The sequence below is a fragment of the Streptococcus sp. UBA4344 genome (assembly GCF_002393675.1).
GTDB lineage: Bacteria > Bacillota > Bacilli > Lactobacillales > Streptococcaceae > Streptococcus > Streptococcus vicugnae.
In genome coordinates this window covers 26,012-42,631 of the sequence record NZ_DGTE01000031.1, presented here as the reverse complement: position 1 = coordinate 42,631, position 16,620 = coordinate 26,012, and the positions used below count along the sequence as shown (strand labels likewise).

Here is a 16,620-nt window from a genome sequence, read left to right as displayed (position 1 = left end):
CCCCAAATTAACATGATAGTCCACTTACTTTCTGCTAGATAAATCAGAGTTAAAACCAATGTCGACGAAGTTAAAAGGATTGTCGATAAATGTGCTTTAACAAAATTAAGCATGTCTTTAAATAATCCCTTCTAGGAGACCACGGATAAAGTCTTCAGAATCAAATTCACCAATATCATCGATTTTTTCACCAAAACCAATGAATTTAACTGGGATATCAAGTTCTTGACGGATAGCTAGAACGACACCACCTTTAGCAGTTCCATCAATTTTAGTTAAGATAAGACCTGTCAATGGTGTAATTTTAGAGAATTCTTTAGCCTGGCTAAGTGCATTTTGACCTGTTGAAGCATCTAAAGCAAGAAGTGTTTCATGCGGAGCATCTGGTACCACGCGCTTAATGATACGACCAATCTTTTCTAGTTCTGCCATCAAATTATCTTTGTTTTGCAAACGACCAGCAGTATCAATCAGCAAAACATCAACATTTTCAGCAACGGCTTTTTCCATTCCATCAAAAACAACAGAAGCTGGATCAGCTTTTTCAGGACCAGTCACGACTGGAACACCCACACGGCGTCCCCATTCGGCAAGCTGAGCCACCGCACCTGCACGGAAGGTATCAGCAGCAACAAGCATGACTTTTTTACCTTCATTTTTGTATTTGTAAGCAAGTTTACCGATTGAGGTTGTCTTACCAACACCATTAACACCGACAAAGAGCATCACTGTCAAATCATCTTGAAAATTGATTTTTTCATTAAAAACGCCATCTTTTTCATAAATTTCAACCAATTTTTCAATGATGACACGTTTTAAATCATCCGCTTTCTTAGCATTTTCTAATTTGGCTTCATAACGAAGGTCTTCTGTTAATTGTGTCGCTACGTTAACACCGACATCAGAAAGGATAAGCATTTCTTCAAGCTCTTCAAAGAAATCTTCATCCACACGACGAAAATTAGCCAAGAAAGCATTCAAACGAGCACTAAAACCAGTACGAGTTTTCTTAAGGCTGCGATTGTATTTTTCTTCCTCTGTTTCAACCGCTTGTGAAGTAGCTTCTTCTTTTGGTTCATCTTGACGAGTATCGACAGCTTCAAACTCAACTGTTTCACCACGATCAATTGCTTCTTTTACAGCTTCCTTTTTAGCATAGTAATCAGCCATAACGCTAGAAAAATCTGCGCTTGATTCCTCTTTGACTTCTTCAGATTGACTAGCAGCATCTGCAAAAACTTGTTCAGAGTCTTCCACAGTTTCTACTGTATCTGTAACTTGTGTTTCAGCCTCAGTTTCTTCTGCTACTTCGTTTTTCTCATCAGCTACAGTTTCTTCAAGGTTTTGAGCTGTTTCTTGCTCTTCAACAAGCTCTTTTGTATCCTTTTTCTTTCCAAATAAACGATCAAATAATCCCATATTATATTACCAAGAAAACAAGTCAGTTTTCTTTTCCTTTCTACTTCGCATCTAAAATGTATTTTTTAACAGCTTCTGCTACACCTGATTGGTCGTTAGTACGACTTGTTACTGCATCTGCCGTTTCTTTTGCGATGTCAACACCATTTGCCATGGCCACTCCTAAAACAGCCCACTTCAACATGGAAAGGTCATTTTCTTCATCTCCCATAGCCATAACATTTTCTGATGTTAATCCTAGGTGCCCTACTAATTGATTTAAACCAGCAGCTTTATGAACACCTTTAGGCATCATTTCTACTATAATATCACGTGATTTAAAAATTTCAAAATGTTGATGTAGTTCTTTTGGCAATTTTAAGAGTTGTTGATCCAAAAAGTCTGGATTTGTCACACTGACCACTTTGTTGTAAATCACATTTTCTGGAATCTCAGCAAAGCTATTGACATTAACAAAATCAAGTGTCGGGTTAGCTAGCGGGTAATGCGATTCATTACCACGACAAGCTAAACTATAAACAATGCCATCACTAAGCACATCAAATGGGAGAGCAAGTGGCTCCAAATGACTGTATAACAAATGAAGATGATCGCGAGTCAACTCACTTTTAGCTAGGATTTCTCCATTTGTCTTCTGTACCAAACCACCATTAAAAGTGATGAGGTAATCATCATCAGAAATCAAATCCAACTCTTCAAGGAGCCCACTAATTGCTTTTAAAGGGCGACCGGTCGTGATAACCACTTTAACACCCTTATCACGCGCAGCTCTGAGGGCTAATTTATTTTCTCGTGTTACAACTTTTTGACTATTAAAAAGTGTGCCATCTAGGTCCAAGGCTAATAACTTGATATCTGCCATTAATCAACTAATCCTTCCATGTAAGTCATAACAGATTCTTCATCACAGTGTCCGATGATTTCACTTGAAATTTCTTTAATTTCTTTACGAGAATTTTGGGTTGCTACTGCAGTTCCCGCAAATTCAAGCATTTCAAAGTCATTGAGATTATCTCCGAAAGCTACAATTTCTGACGCTTTCATGCCATAAGCCTCACAAAGCGCTTGAAGGCCTGTTTTTTTATTAACACCACGAAGAACAATATCAACTGATTTGAAACCAGTAGTCACGGCTTGTGCATAATCAATGCGTTGATTAAACCAAGCTTCTCCTTTACGGACCGCGTCTTCAGAGAAATTAGCCGTAACCTTCAAAATATTATCTGTCACATTTGCCAAATCATCAACACGTTGGACATTTTCATAGTAATGACTGATAAAATCAAGGTATTCATCACTAGCATCTGGGTGCAAATAAGCGCCGTTTTCACCTGACAATAGAAAATCGTGTCCAAGCATATAAGGACTTTCAATCAAAGTATCAACAATTTCCAAAAATTGTGGTTTGGTTAAACCAGATTCAAAAACAATGTCTTTTCCAACTTTAACCAAAGTACCATTTTCAGCAATAAAAGCCATTTTATCAGCATGATGCTGAAACATTTTTTCCAAAGCCAATAGAGAACGCCCACTAGCTGCTACAAAAAGCATATTATTTTCTTCAAATTTTTCGAGGACATTATGGAGACGATGACCATCAAAGTAACCTTTACTAGTTAAAAAGGTTCCATCCATATCTGTCGCAACAAGTTTTATCATTTCTATCTCCCTCATGAATTACATAATTCTATTCTAGCAAAAAACGCCAACTTTTTCCTGCTAATAATCCATTCTTTTCGACTTATCACTAGCAAAAATATTTTTTAAAATTTTTTTGAAAAAAAGCCATTTTTTTTAAAATTTTTTCGAATATATTATTAAGAAGAATAATAAAAGGGGTAAACTATAATGAAAAAAAACAACCACTATTTTTGGATTTCAGGCTTATTAGTCTTAACAGCTTGCGGAATTGCTTTAGCTGTTAACAATCACTCTCACCACAAGCAAGCTAAAGCACAAACTAATCACCATCTCACCCATAAAACAAGTGCTAATAAAAAAGCATCTAAATCTGCTAAGAAAAAACAGGTCGATAAAAGACTTGATTTATTCCAATTGCCAAATGAAAAAAAGATTACTGATGATTTAGTCAAGGACGGCAAAAATATCGTTAATTCACGCCAAGTTAGCAAACAAGCTAGCCAATTTGATTTTGCAGCGTTAGCTCAAGGTGACTTTTCAAGTCTTGCAGGAACATGGCAAGATGCCAATGGTTATACGTTTGAATTTTCTCCACAAGGATTGGTTTCAAAAGATGGAAGATTAACCTTATCAGCTTTGACTTATGATGATAAAGGAGAAGCTATTTCGCAAGTTACTTCGTTAACTGGCGGATTTATCTTGTACTACTACGCTGCTGGCAATCAAATTCCTAATTGGCATTTCAATATTACAGATACCGATCCATCAGATTATGGTCGCGATCGTCTCTTTGCTGCACAACTTAGTCGCTTCGACTATGATTCAACACAACAATTCGTAAACAGTGTCTTTTACAAAATTTCTGATAACTATAGCAAAGTCACACAAGATGACAAAAAAGAAGCTGAACAGGAAGAAGACACTGAAAATACGCCAGAACAAGAGACAGAAACAAGAGCTGAACAAGCAAGTGAGAGTCAAGAAAATGCTCAAAATGACGTAACAATAGAATCACAAACAGAAACTGCGGCAACCAACTAAACCATTTGAATATAACTAACCTCCCAACTAGAATTAGTTGGGAGGTTGTCTAATATCACAAAAACTATTTACTTTCCAATATTTCTGCCAAATAAGGAACAATTTTTTCTCCATCCAAATCATTCAAATCACTTATCCAACGATAGTCAGTATGTTCTTCGGGATTCAATGTAACAATTATTTCCTTATTCTTAGGAAGATGAGCATCATAAACTAATCTAGTGTATACAATACCATTATCTAAATTACTATCTTCATGAATAATATCATCTATTTTGATCTGAAGTCCTACTTCTTCAAGACACTCTCTGACAGCAGCAGCTTTCGGCAATTCCTCACTCTCTACACTTCCACCAGGAATATCCCAATAAAACGGATAAACATTATTTCTACCATAGCTTGTGGCAACACGCTTTATCACTAAGTATTTTTCGTGATACTTTATTAAACTATGTGCAATTAGTTTATTTACCATTTTTCCCCTTTAATGTCATTCCACAAGATTTTCTGCATCTTTTAACTTAACGGATACGATACGTGAAATTCCTGATTCTTGCATAGTTACCCCATAAATACTGTCAGCGGCAGCCATTGTTCCCTTACGGTGAGTAACAACGATGAACTGACTTGATTTATCAAAACGATTGAGGTAATCCCCGAAACGTTTCACATTTGCTTCATCAAGCGCAGCTTCCACCTCATCCAGAATAACAAATGGGATAGTTTTGACGCGGATAATGGCAAATAGCAGAGCTAAAGCCGAAAGAGCTTTTTCCCCACCAGACATCAAGTTCAATGATTGAATTTTCTTACCTGGAGGCTGAACCGAAATTTCAACTCCTGCTGTTAACAAATCACCTTCTGTTAATGATAAATCAGCAGATCCACCACCAAACATTTGAGTAAAGGTTTGCTTAAATGAATCACGAATAGCATTGAAAGTCACTTGGAAGCGAGACTTCACTTCGTCATCCATGTCATTAATGGTATCAAGCAAAAGATTTTTCGAATGAACCAAATCCTCTTTTTGACTGTTTAAGAAAGTCAAACGATTATTAACTTCATCATACTGGGCAATAGCATCTAAGTTAATTGGACCTAACGCCTTAATACGACGACGTAAGTCTTGAAGACGTTCTCGAGCAGCTGCCATATCTTCAACAACTTGGCTAGCTTCTCTTGCCTCATCAAGAGTCAAATGATAGTCTTCAGTCAAATCATGGTTATAACCACGTAAACGTTCAGAAACTTGAGCCATTTGTGCTTCAACCTGTGCCTGTTTACGAATCAAGTCTTCATTTTTTTGATTTTCTTTAGTAACTTGCTCTTCAAGCTCTTCTAGGTTTGCTTCACAATCTTCCAACTCAAATCGAAGGCTCACTAAACGTTCTTCTTCGCTAGCTTTTCGTTCCACTGCTTCATCATGTTGTTTTTTCAAAAGCGGCAAGTTTTCAACTTCTTGATCACTAGCATGAAAGGCGAGTAAATCTTCGCATTTTGCTATCTCAGCTTTATTTTCAACTAAGCTAATGTCAAGTCGTGTCTTATTAGCTGATTCAAACTTACGTTCACTTAACAATTCACGTTCTTGCAATTTCGCTTGTGATAATTGTTGACGAAGATTTTCAACTTTTTGTGTAATAGTATTTTTATTTTCTTTGATTTGTTCAATCTCACTTGTCAACTCTTGTTTACGTTCAGCCACTTTTGTCAATTCTGCTTCAAAGTGAGCTTTTTGAGATTCCAAATCAGTTGAACTGCTGTCCGTTTCACTTTCTTGAAGTTGTTGACAAAGTTGATTAACATCATTCAAGCGTTCAGCAAGTTGTTGGTATTCCAACTCAGCTTTTTGTTCAGCAAAACGAGCTTCTTCTCCCTGAGCTTTTAAGCTTGCCAATTTTTCTTTGTTAGCTAGAAGAGCCTCGTGAAGGCCTTGAACATGTTTTTCTTGCTCGACTTGTTTTACTTGAAGGTCTTTTAATTCAGCAACAAGGTTATCTAATTCTGGTTTGATAAATGTGGTGTTATTTTGACGATTAGCACCACCAGAGAATGATCCACCTGGTCGAATTTCAGTACCATCCAAAGTTACTAAGCGGACTTGGTAATGCAGTGCTCGCGCAGCTTTATTGGCGTTATCAACCGTATCAAAAACTGCCGTTACACCAAGAAGATTTTGAAAAATACTTTCTAAACGGTTATCAAATGAAACCAAGTCACTAGCCATACCAAGGAAACCTTGACTTGAAGACAAAATGCCATGATTTTGTTGTGACAAATGGCGTGGTTTGATGGTCGTCAGTGGTAAGAAAGTTGCACGTCCTTGACGATTTTTCTTCAAGAAAGCAATTGAGCGTTTAGCTGCTGATTCATCTTCAACAATCACATGTTGACTTGAACCACCTAGCGCAATTTCAAGAGCTGTTTGATACTTACGATCAAAACTTAAATGTTCACTAACCGCACCAATAATACCGCCAAGCTGACCTGAAGCTTGTAAGACTGATTTGACACCAGCATAAAAATTACTATGATTTCTAAGAATAGATTCAAGACTTGACTGACGAGCTTGCTTAGATTTAATGATATCTAACTGATCAAACATCTTAGATTGTTCTGCTTGATAATCTTTTTCAAGCTGACTTGTTTTAGCAAATAGCTTCTGATAGGTATCAAGCAATTCTTTGACTTGTTCACGTGACGCTTCAAAGTTTTCAAGAGCTTCTTTAGCACTTGCTTTTAGTTCAGCCAAATTAGCTTGTGTTTGAGCCAATTCTTCAGATTTTGATTCTGACAATTGTTTTTGATTGTCAATATCAGCAATCGTCATGGTCAATTGGTTAGAAAGGTCAGCTTCTTTTTGCATCAAGCTAACAAATTCTTCACGCAATTTTTCAATGACTTGATCAGGATCAGTTGAGAAGCGATCTAATTCAGCTTGTAATTTTTGGATAGCTGCTGTTGTTTGCGTCAACTGCTCATCTAATTGAGCTAACTGATTTTCTTTTTGAGCTAGTTCTTCTCGTAAGCTTTCCTGACTAGCTTTTAAGTCAGCTAATTGAGTACTTGCTGCTTGTTTTTTCTCTTCTTTTTGGCTTGATTCTAACGCAATCAAATCCATTTGGCGTTCAAGGTCAGAAATTACTTTAGTTATATCAACCAAACCTGCTTGTTTATCTGCCATTTCTTCAGATAATTGATGGCGTTTTTCTTTTAAAGATTGATTTTGCTTTTCAAATCGCTGGCGCTGTTCATAGTAAGCTGACAAGTCTGATTGAATACCAGCTAAATCTTCTCTCAAGCTAGTTAAGCGCAGTTTATCAGCTTGGATATCTTCCACTAAGATATTCAAATGAAGCTGTTTACGTTCTTCTTCCAAGCTCATAAATTCCTTAGCAACTTGTGCTTGACGTTCTAAAGGCTTCACTTGAGCTTCTAATTCGTAAATAATATCGTCCAAACGGTCCAAATTATCTTGGGTTTGATTGAGCTTAGTTTGTGTTTCTTTTTTTCGTGTCTTATATTTTAAAACACCAGCAGCTTCTTCAAAAATAGCACGTCGTTCTTCAGGTTTACTATTGAAAATTTCTTCAACACGACCTTGTGAAATCACTGAGAACGAATCGCGTCCAAGCCCAGTATCCATGAATAAATCATGAATATCACGTAAACGAACCTTACGTCCATCAATCAGATATTCACTATCACCGTTACGATAGATATGACGCTCTACTCGAATCGTCTCTTTAGCATCTTTGATAAAACCATCTGAATTATCCAAACTAACAACAACTTGAGCATAGTTTAGAGGTTTACGGTTTTCAGCTCCAGCAAAAATAACATCTGGCATTTTACCACCACGTAGATTCTTGGCAGATGATTCACCGAGTGCCCAACGCAAACTTTCGGTAATGTTAGATTTACCAGAACCATTGGGACCTACAACAGCTGTGACACCTTTATCAAATTCAATTGTAGTCTTGTCTGCAAAGGACTTAAAGCCCTGCATTTCAATTTCTTTTAAATACATAAAATAAGAGATGAAAAGGCAAAATACCTTCCTGAACTAACAATTAAGAAAATCATAATAGACCTTCTTATTGCCCTCTAGGCTACGTCGAACACGCATCATATGACCTAGGACAGGTTGGACATTTGCCTTTACGAATTCCTTTCAAACGTCTTATTGAAGTAAAGCTAGAGCATTTTTAGCTGCATCTTGCTCAGCCAATTTTTTAGATTTTCCGATTCCTTGACTTTTAGCTTCGTCATTAACATACACAGTCACTTCAAAGACTTTAGCATGCGCAGGTCCAGATTCATTTGAAACACGGTAATCAATAGTAACATCCCCTTGACCTTGTAATAATTCTTGAAGCGTTGTTTTATAGTCTTTAACACGTTCAAAGTTTCCTTTTTCAACTTGAGGAATCATCACTTGATTTAAGAATTTGTTAACGGCCTCAACACCTTGGTCCATCAAAAGAGCACCAAGAAAGGCTTCAAATAAATCTCCTAAAATCGTATCACGATTACGGCCACCAGATTTTTCTTCACCGTTACCAAGTTTGATGAATTCATCAAAACCACAGTAACGTGAAAAACCTGCTAATGATTCTTCACGAACAATAACTGAGCGCATCTTAGACAAGTCACCTTCAGGTTTCTTAGGATACTTTTTAAACAAGTACTGAGAAATCAAAAGTTGAAGAACCGCGTCTCCTAAAAATTCCAAGCGTTCGTTGTGTGAAATGTTTAGGAGGCGATGTTCATTGGCATAAGATGTGTGAGTAAAAGCTGTTTCTAGCAAGGTTTTATCTTCAAAAACGATTCCAAATTCTCGCTGAAGTTTTGTATCTAAATCTTGCATGATAAATCTCCCTTCAAAAATTAGTCTATGATTTTATATCAATAAAACGTTTCCTTTAGAATCAGCCACTTAGCGATTCTAAAATATTTTTTCTAGTATAGACTATTTTATTATACCAAAAAGTTTCAAAAAAAGGGTATTCTCTCAAAAATCCCTACAATTATATTTACATGACAAAGTGTCAAGTAAATGATCAATTAAAGCACTAAAAAAGCCACCAACTGCTTTTTTCAGCAGCTAATAGCTTTTTTGATTTATTAGCATTTAAATCCCAGTCAGCGGTGTTGCCTCTTCAGGCGAAGTATCAAAGACAGTCATGTCATGACCAACAGCAAAATCAGCTTGCATTAAGTTATTTTCCATGGTCATATGTGCCAATTCTTTGATATTATTTTCTTTACTTAAGTGACCAAGATAGATTTTCTTTGTGCGATTACCAATGGTACGAATCATGGTATCAGCACCATCTTCATTTGACAAATGTCCACGGTCAGATAAGATACGTTGTTTCAAACTCCATGGATAAGAACCAGCACGCAAAATTTCAACATCATGGTTTGACTCAATCAAATAACCATCCGCATTCTCAATAACACCTGCCATTCGATCACTAACATAGCCAGTATCCGTTAGAACGACAAATGACTTGTTATCTTTCATTAAACGATAGAATTGCGGATCAACAGCATCGTGACTAACACCAAAACTTTCAATATCAATGTCGCCAAACGTCAATACTTTACCACGTTCAAAGACATGTTTTTGAGCCACATCAAGTTTTCCAATCATATTTCGATCGTCAATCATTTGCCAAGTTTTGGCATTAGCATAAACATCCAGATTGTATCTACGAGCAAGCACACCTACACCCTTAATATGATCAGAGTGTTCGTGTGTAATCAAAATAGCATCCAAATCTTCTGGTTTTCGGTCAATTTCAGCAAGAAGACTGGTAATTTTCTTACCAGTCAAACCTGCATCTATCAAAAGACGTTTTTGTGGAGTTTCCACATAAAATGAATTTCCAGTTGAACCGGAGGCTAAGACACTATATTTAAAAGCATTCTCAGACATCTAGTCCTCGTCATCCTCCCATTCATCATATATATCAGAATCCTTCTCATACGGAAGAACAATTGTAAATGTTGAGCCCTTTCCATAAGTACTTTGAGCCCAAATAAAACCTTTATGTTGTTTGACAATTTCTTTAGCAATTGCAAGACCAAGTCCAGAACCACCTTGAGCACGACTTCGCGCCTTGTCCACACGATAGAAACGATCGAAGATTAATGGCAAATCTTTCTTAGGAATACCAAGACCTTCATCAGAAATCGAAATAATCAACTGTGTTTCGGTTGTTTTCATGCTGACAGTGATTTTTCCACCATCTGGTGAGTACTTAATCGCATTGTTAAGGATATTATCCAAAACTTGCGTCATCTTATCAGGATCAATTTCCACCCAGATTGATTTGATTGGATAATCTCTGACAATTTCATACTGCTTACCAGCAACCGTATGTTGACTCTTAATTTGATCAAAACGATTTAAAATAGATGTCATAAAAGCCGTGAAGTTAGTCATTTCAACTTCCAATTGCACTGTCTGATTATCAATACGAGATAAGTTAAGCAAATCAGAAATCATGCGAATCATACGGTTGGTTTCATCCAAAGAAACTTTGATAAAACTTGGTGCGATATCTTCTTTCAAAGCCCCTTCATCCAAAGCTTCAAGATAAGACTTAACCGATGTCAATGGCGTACGTAACTCATGACTAACGTTAGATACAAACAAACGACGTTCGCGGTCTTCTTTTTCTTGTTCAGTCGTATCATGTAAAACAGCAATCAACCCAGAAATAAAGCCACTATCGCGACGGTTTAAAGCAAAACGAATACGTAAGGTAATAAATTCTCCCGTCTCGTCACGACGATTAAGAACAATTTCTGGTGTCTTAGATACCAAATCATGATAAGTATAATCACTATCATCCCCCAGAATATCAACAATATTCATCCCAAGTGCCTCTTCACGCTCAAGATTAAGTTGTTTCTGGGCTGTTTGATTAATCATGGTAATATTTCCAGAACGGTCAGTTGCTAGAACCCCATCAGTCATGTACGATAGGATACTTGCCAAACGATTTTTTTCTTGGGCAAGATTTTCCTGTGCCAAACGAAAGACAGTCGACAAATCATTCAGTTGACCAGCAAGTTCTGCTAAATCTCTATCTTTCTCAATGATAATATCTTCTGTGTATTTCCCCGTAATCAGCTCTCGAACCTTACCGCTTAAACGACGAATATTAACTGACGTTCTATAGTCTCTAATGGCCAAATGGATAAAATAAATGGCTACAAAAGCCAACAAAAAAAGAATGGCTTGTTCAAAAAAATATGGACTGTGTATCAAAGTATCATTCATAGGACTTCATGTAATACCCTACACCACGACGTGTCAAAATGTATTCAGGACGACTTGGAGTATCTTCAATTTTTTCACGCAAACGACGAATAGTTACATCGACAGTACGCACATCACCAAAGTAATCATATCCCCAAACAGTTTCCAACAAGTATTCACGAGTCATTACTTGTCCCATGTGTGTAGCCAAGTGATGAAGCAATTCAAATTCACGGTGTGTTAATTCGATATCTTCACCTCGTTTTTGGGCCACAAAAGCATCAGGTAAAATTTTCAAATCGCCGATGGTGATTTCAGAATTTGATGCAGAAGCATTTTCTTCAGCAACAGCTGATTCAATATTTTCTGTACGACGAAGGTGTGCTTTTACACGCGCTAGCAATTCACGATTTGAGAAAGGTTTTGTTACATAGTCATCAGCACCGATTTCAAGTCCAATAACTTTATCAAACTCACTATCTTTCGCAGACAACATGATAATAGGAATATGACTTGTTTTACGAACTTCTTTTGCAACTTCAAGTCCATCCAATTCTGGCAACATCAAATCCAAGATAATCAAGTCTGGATTTTCTTCTTCAAATTTTTCAATCGCTTCACGACCATCAAAAGCCGTTACAGTTTCATAACCTTCTTTAGTTAAATTAAATTTAATAATATCTGAAATTGGTTTTTCATCATCAACAATAAGAATTTTTTTCATATGTCACCTCTTCAATTCTATGTCAGTAGAATAAAAATTCTCAAACAACAATTTCTATGTCATTTCATTTACAAAAATGACCACTACCCCTAATTATATCAAATTTCAATACTAATTGGAAACATTGGACACTTTTGAAACCATAAAGTAACATTTGACGCAAGAATTCAATATTCTTTGAGTTAATCAGTTATTTAAATTTTCTGAAATATTTGACAGTTAACATTTCAATGTGGTAATATAAACTAACCTATATTGTTAGATGTTAGAAAAACTAACAAGGAAATCTTATCTTTGAAAAGGAGACAAGTGTGGCACTTATTGAATTTAAAAACGTTGAAAAATACTACGGGGACTATCATGCCCTTAGAAATATTAACTTAGAAATCGAGAAAGGACAGGTCGTAGTTCTTCTTGGCCCATCAGGTTCTGGTAAATCAACTCTTATCCGAACAATGAACGCACTCGAATCAATCGAAACAGGTAGCTTAAAGGTTAATGGTCATGAATTAGCTAACGCTTCTGCTAAAGATTTGGTTCAACTTCGTAAAGAAGTTGGTATGGTTTTCCAACACTTCAACCTTTATCCTCATAAAACCGTGTTAGAAAATGTAACCTTAGCACCTATTAAAGTCCTAGGAAAATCAAAAGAAGAGGCTGAACAAATTGCCGAAAAATTCTTAACTTACGTTAATATGTGGGATCGCAAGGATTCATATCCTGGCATGCTATCAGGTGGTCAAAAGCAACGTGTCGCTATCGCCCGTGGTTTGGCAATGCAGCCAGAACTTCTACTCTTTGACGAACCAACCTCAGCTCTTGACCCTGAAACTATTGGTGATGTTCTTGCTGTCATGCAAAATCTTGCTAAAGAAGGCATGAATATGGTTGTTGTTACCCACGAAATGGGCTTTGCTCGTGAAGTTGCTGATCGTATTATTTTCATGGCTGAAGGACAAATTCTCGTTGATACAACCGATGTTCAAGGTTTCTTTGATAATCCTACAGAGCCACGTGCTAAACAATTCTTGAGCAAAGTCATTAATCACACCAGTGATAATGTCTCTCAACAATAAGGAGGCTCTTATGAAGAAAAAAATTTGTTTAGCCGTTCTAGCTAGTCTCTCATTGCTCTTTATGAGCTTTTTCACTGCTTCAAAAACTTTTGCAGATACAACATCTGAGCAGATTAAAAAAATCCAAGATGCTGGCGTTCTTAAAGTCGGTGTCAAACAAGACGTCCCAAACTTCGGCTATTATTCAGCTGAGAGCGGCAAATATGAAGGAATGGAAATTGATTTAGCGAAAAAAATCGCTAAGACACTTGGTGTTAAAGTTGCTTACACAGCTGTTACAACTCAAACTCGTGAAGCCCTTCTTGATAATGGACAAATCGATCTTTTGATTGCCACTTATACAATTACTGATGAGCGTAAAGCTTCCTATGCTATTTCAAATCCTTACTATTATGACGAGATTGGCTTTTTAGTTAATACAGGTAAAGGTTTAAAAACAATCTCTGACCTCGATGGTAAAACTATCGGAGTAGCTCAAGGTTCAACAACTAAACTGACAATTGAAGAATACGGAAAAGCACATAACTTAAAATTCAAATTTGTTCAACTTGGTTCTTTCCCAGAACTCGCTATTTCACTTCACGCGAAACGTATCGATGCTTTCTCAGTTGATAAGTCAATCTTGACTGGTTATGTCAGCAAAAAAACTGCCATTATAGATGAAGGTTTCAATACTCAAGAATACGGTATCGCAGCTAAAAAATCTAACCAAGCAACCATTGATTATGTCAATGACTTGCTAACCAAGTGGAAAGCTGACGGTAGCCTGCAAAAGCTTTATGATAAATATGATTTAAAACCTGCAAAAGCAGAGAATAATTAAGAGAGGAGAATTGACATGTTTTTATTAACAACCGCAGCAGCGAGTCCATTTGCCCTCTCACGTTGGGCAGATTTCTTTGCCAACTTTGGTGAATTTGTTAAGGGCTTCCTATACACTTTAGGGATGTCTTTCTGTGCTTTGCTTTTAGCCTTTGTACTCGGAGTTATTTTCGGAGCTATGTCATCATCAAAAAGCAAAGTCTTGAAAGCTATTGCTCGTGTTTATGTAGAAGTCTTTCAAAACACACCACTTTTGGTGCAATTTGTTTTCGTCTATTATGGTCTTGCCATTATGACTAATGGTCTTATCATGATTTCAACATTCTTTACAGCAGTCCTTTGTGTTGGACTTTATCACGGGGCATACATCGCCGAAGTCATTCGCTCAGGTATCGAAGCAGTTCCAAAAGGACAAACAGAAGCCGCACTATCACAAGGATTCACTTATAGTCAGACCATGAGTTTGATTATCCTGCCACAAGCTGTGCGTACTATCTTGCCACCACTAACTAACCAAGTGGTTAACTTGATTAAAAATACTTCTACTGTTGCTATCATTTCAGGAGCAGATATCATGTTCACAGCCAAAGCTTGGGCTTACGAAACAACCAACTATGTTCCTGCATTTGCTGGTGCAGCACTCCTTTACTTCATCATGTGCTTCCCACTAGCAACTTGGGCGCGCCACAAAGAAGAAGAAAACAAAAAATCATATTCACTTTAGGAGGAGAATTAAATGTCAGTATTAACACCGACCAACCTTAGCTTCATCCTCCAAGGATTCTGGCTAACCATTTATATTTCATTTATTTCCATTGTACTCTCAACGCTTATCGGAACAGTGCTTGCCGTCATGCGAAATGGAAAAAATCCTGTACTTCATTTGATTTCAAGTATCTATATTGAATTTGTCCGCAATGTACCAAACTTGCTTTGGATATTCATTATTTTTCTTGTTTTCCAAATGAAGTCAACACCTGCTGGTATCACAGCCTTCACTGTCTTTACCTCTGCTGCTCTTGCAGAAATCATTCGTGGTGGTTTAAATGGTGTTGACCATGGACAAACAGAAGCTGGTCTAGCTCAAGGAATGACAAACTTCCAGATTTTTATCTACATTGTCTTCCCACAAGCTTTTCGTAAAATGTTGCCAGCTATCATTTCACAATTTGTAACAGTTATTAAAGATACTTCACTTCTTTACTCTGTTATCGCTATTCAAGAATTATTCGGTAAAAGTCAAATCTTGATGGGACGCTATTTCGAAGCCAGTCAAGTCTTTACCCTTTATGCTCTTATTGCTGCCATTTACTTTGTGATTAACTTTAGCATTTCAACGATTTCTCGTCGCTTAGCTAAAAAATGGGAAAAAGCAGCCGAATAAAACAACAAAAAGCTCCAGCTTTAAAGCTGGAGCTTTTTTATTGGAATAAAGTAAGCAAATAGCTAAGTCCTTTGTAACCAATAATCGTATAGAGATAGAGTGTGACAGGTTTTGTAATCAGGAAAATCGTAACGAATTTCTTAAACGACATTTTCGATAGCCCAGAAACCATGCAAAGAAAGTCATCTGGGAAACCAGGTAGAGCAAAAGCAGCTCCAAGAATCATCGCATAAGATTTCCCGTTATTCTTATCCAAATAACCAATATACTTATCGTAAGTCTCTTGGGAAACAAAAGCCTTCACAAATGTTTCTCCGTAACGTCTCGCTAAAGCAAAGGCGATAAGAGAACCAATAAAGATACCGGTGAAGTTATAAACGAATCCCCAAATCGGACCAAAAGCAATATAACCAATCACACTGGTCATCCCACCAGGAACAATTGGATAAATCACCTGAACCACTTGCAAAGCCATAAAAATCAGCGGTGCAAAGAGGCCAAGATGTCCTAAATAACTTTGGAAAAGCCCGCCAACTTGGAAGTAAGCTGGGTGCTGTTTGAAGAAAATAAACAAAGCAATGGAGATAATAAATCCAATTCCAGTTAAAATCTGAATGTATTTTCTCTGTGATCCTGTTTCTGTCATCGCATCCCCTCCCTTAATTGTCGTAGTCTTATCGTCGCCAACTGATGAGTTTTAACCCAAATACTTCTAAAAGGTAACTAATCAAAGCAAGTGGCAAAACGATTAATAGCAATATATACATAATCTTCTTTTTCATTCTGATATTACATTCAATTCAGCAATAAGATTGAATTCCTCTTTCATTTCATTCTTTACCAATACCAAGCCAAGGCTTATTTTTTCTTGTAGTGTCGTTCGATGATAGAACCTGAAGAAGCATTGATGACATAGCTATACTTTCTTGTCTTTGTCTCCAACTTAACCTCATAGGTAGCCACTAAACCAAGACGCTTTTTTGAAAATTTTTGTAACTGAACGTTCTTACTTGTAACCCCAGCATTTCGGTAAGCAATCTGACTGACATCATTAATAGTCAGATGATAACCAACTTGATTATAGGCATATGCTCCTAAACATAGCAAAGCTGATAAACCAAGCAAGATAAGAGCTAATCGATACTTCTTAAATCTCTTCATCTTTTCCCCGCTTCAATATTGTAATCATATTATAACGAAGATTACTTGAGAAAGCATGGAGAAAGTCTCGAAAAGC

At 36.9% G+C, this 16,620-nt stretch carries 16 protein-coding genes; 5 read left to right on the top strand and 11 right to left on the bottom strand.

Going from position 1 to position 16,620, the window contains the following annotated elements:
* Positions 1-117: 117 nt before the first annotated feature.
* Genes ftsY through B4D49_RS05625 form a run of 3 tightly spaced genes read right to left on the bottom strand, consistent with a single transcriptional unit; the run spans position 118 to position 3,078 of the window.
* Entirely contained in the window at positions 118-1,419 is a 1,302-nt protein-coding gene (gene ftsY, locus B4D49_RS05635) for a signal recognition particle-docking protein FtsY (protein WP_286783486.1), read from the bottom strand.
* Between the two features lie 40 nt (positions 1,420-1,459).
* Positions 1,460-2,281, bottom strand: coding sequence for a Cof-type HAD-IIB family hydrolase (locus tag B4D49_RS05630; protein WP_286783485.1), 822 nt, complete (start codon positions 2,279-2,281; stop codon positions 1,460-1,462).
* Positions 2,281-3,078, bottom strand: a complete 798-nt coding sequence (locus B4D49_RS05625; protein WP_286783484.1) for a Cof-type HAD-IIB family hydrolase — start codon at positions 3,076-3,078, stop codon at positions 2,281-2,283. The genes B4D49_RS05630 and B4D49_RS05625 overlap by 1 nt, the downstream gene beginning before the upstream one ends.
* A 189-nt stretch (positions 3,079-3,267) precedes the next feature.
* Here B4D49_RS05625 and B4D49_RS05620 point away from each other — a divergent pair, with 189 nt between their 5' ends.
* Positions 3,268-4,101 carry a DUF6287 domain-containing protein gene (locus B4D49_RS05620; RefSeq protein ID WP_286783483.1) on the top strand — a complete coding sequence of 278 codons (834 nt, stop codon included), beginning with the start codon at positions 3,268-3,270 and terminating at the stop codon, positions 4,099-4,101.
* 64 nt (positions 4,102-4,165) lie between these two features.
* On the opposite strand, the gene B4D49_RS05615 is transcribed toward B4D49_RS05620, so the two are convergent.
* The 6 genes from B4D49_RS05615 to yycF form a co-directional block, all read right to left on the bottom strand.
* The gene (locus B4D49_RS05615) at positions 4,166-4,576 is read right to left on the bottom strand and encodes an NUDIX hydrolase (protein WP_004232778.1); all 411 of its coding nucleotides are present in this window, start codon (positions 4,574-4,576) and stop codon (positions 4,166-4,168) included.
* Positions 4,577-4,591: 15 nt separating this feature from the next.
* On the bottom strand, positions 4,592-8,131 hold the full coding sequence (smc, locus tag B4D49_RS05610) for a chromosome segregation protein SMC (RefSeq protein ID WP_286783482.1): 3,540 nt from the start codon (positions 8,129-8,131) through the stop codon (positions 4,592-4,594).
* A gap of 153 nt (positions 8,132-8,284) precedes the next feature.
* A complete protein-coding gene (gene rnc / locus B4D49_RS05605) occupies positions 8,285-8,971 on the bottom strand; it encodes a ribonuclease III (protein WP_286783481.1) in 687 nt (228 codons plus the stop codon).
* Positions 8,972-9,235: 264 nt separating this feature from the next.
* Positions 9,236-10,045 carry an MBL fold metallo-hydrolase gene (locus tag B4D49_RS05600; protein ID WP_132869857.1) on the bottom strand — a complete coding sequence of 270 codons (810 nt, stop codon included), beginning with the start codon at positions 10,043-10,045 and terminating at the stop codon, positions 9,236-9,238.
* On the bottom strand, positions 10,046-11,398 hold the full coding sequence (vicK, locus tag B4D49_RS05595; protein ID WP_132869856.1) for a cell wall metabolism sensor histidine kinase VicK: 1,353 nt from the start codon (positions 11,396-11,398) through the stop codon (positions 10,046-10,048).
* On the bottom strand, positions 11,391-12,101 hold the full coding sequence (gene yycF, locus B4D49_RS05590) for a response regulator YycF (protein ID WP_074481427.1): 711 nt from the start codon (positions 12,099-12,101) through the stop codon (positions 11,391-11,393). Before yycF ends, vicK begins: the two co-directional genes overlap by 8 nt.
* Positions 12,102-12,412: 311 nt before the next feature.
* Between yycF and B4D49_RS05585 the strand changes: the two genes are divergently transcribed.
* Genes B4D49_RS05585 through B4D49_RS05570 form a run of 4 tightly spaced genes read left to right on the top strand, consistent with a single transcriptional unit; the run spans position 12,413 to position 15,383 of the window.
* A complete protein-coding gene (locus tag B4D49_RS05585; protein WP_074564150.1) occupies positions 12,413-13,177 on the top strand; it encodes an amino acid ABC transporter ATP-binding protein in 765 nt (254 codons plus the stop codon).
* 10 nt (positions 13,178-13,187) lie between these two features.
* A complete protein-coding gene (locus B4D49_RS05580; protein WP_132869001.1) occupies positions 13,188-14,000 on the top strand; it encodes a transporter substrate-binding domain-containing protein in 813 nt (270 codons plus the stop codon).
* Between the two features lie 15 nt (positions 14,001-14,015).
* The gene (locus tag B4D49_RS05575; protein WP_074564153.1) at positions 14,016-14,723 is read left to right on the top strand and encodes an amino acid ABC transporter permease; all 708 of its coding nucleotides are present in this window, start codon (positions 14,016-14,018) and stop codon (positions 14,721-14,723) included.
* 12 nt (positions 14,724-14,735) lie between these two features.
* Positions 14,736-15,383: an amino acid ABC transporter permease gene (locus B4D49_RS05570; protein ID WP_286783480.1), complete on the top strand. Its 648-nt coding sequence runs from the start codon at positions 14,736-14,738 to the stop codon at positions 15,381-15,383.
* 37 nt (positions 15,384-15,420) lie between these two features.
* Here the strand turns inward: B4D49_RS05570 and B4D49_RS05565 are convergent, their stop codons facing one another.
* Together B4D49_RS05565 and B4D49_RS05560 are read right to left on the bottom strand one after the other, a co-directional pair.
* Positions 15,421-16,029 carry a TVP38/TMEM64 family protein gene (locus B4D49_RS05565; RefSeq protein WP_199542734.1) on the bottom strand — a complete coding sequence of 203 codons (609 nt, stop codon included), beginning with the start codon at positions 16,027-16,029 and terminating at the stop codon, positions 15,421-15,423.
* A 212-nt stretch (positions 16,030-16,241) separates the two neighbouring features.
* The gene (locus tag B4D49_RS05560) at positions 16,242-16,544 is read right to left on the bottom strand and encodes a hypothetical protein (protein WP_132869003.1); all 303 of its coding nucleotides are present in this window, start codon (positions 16,542-16,544) and stop codon (positions 16,242-16,244) included.
* Positions 16,545-16,620 lie beyond the last annotated feature (76 nt).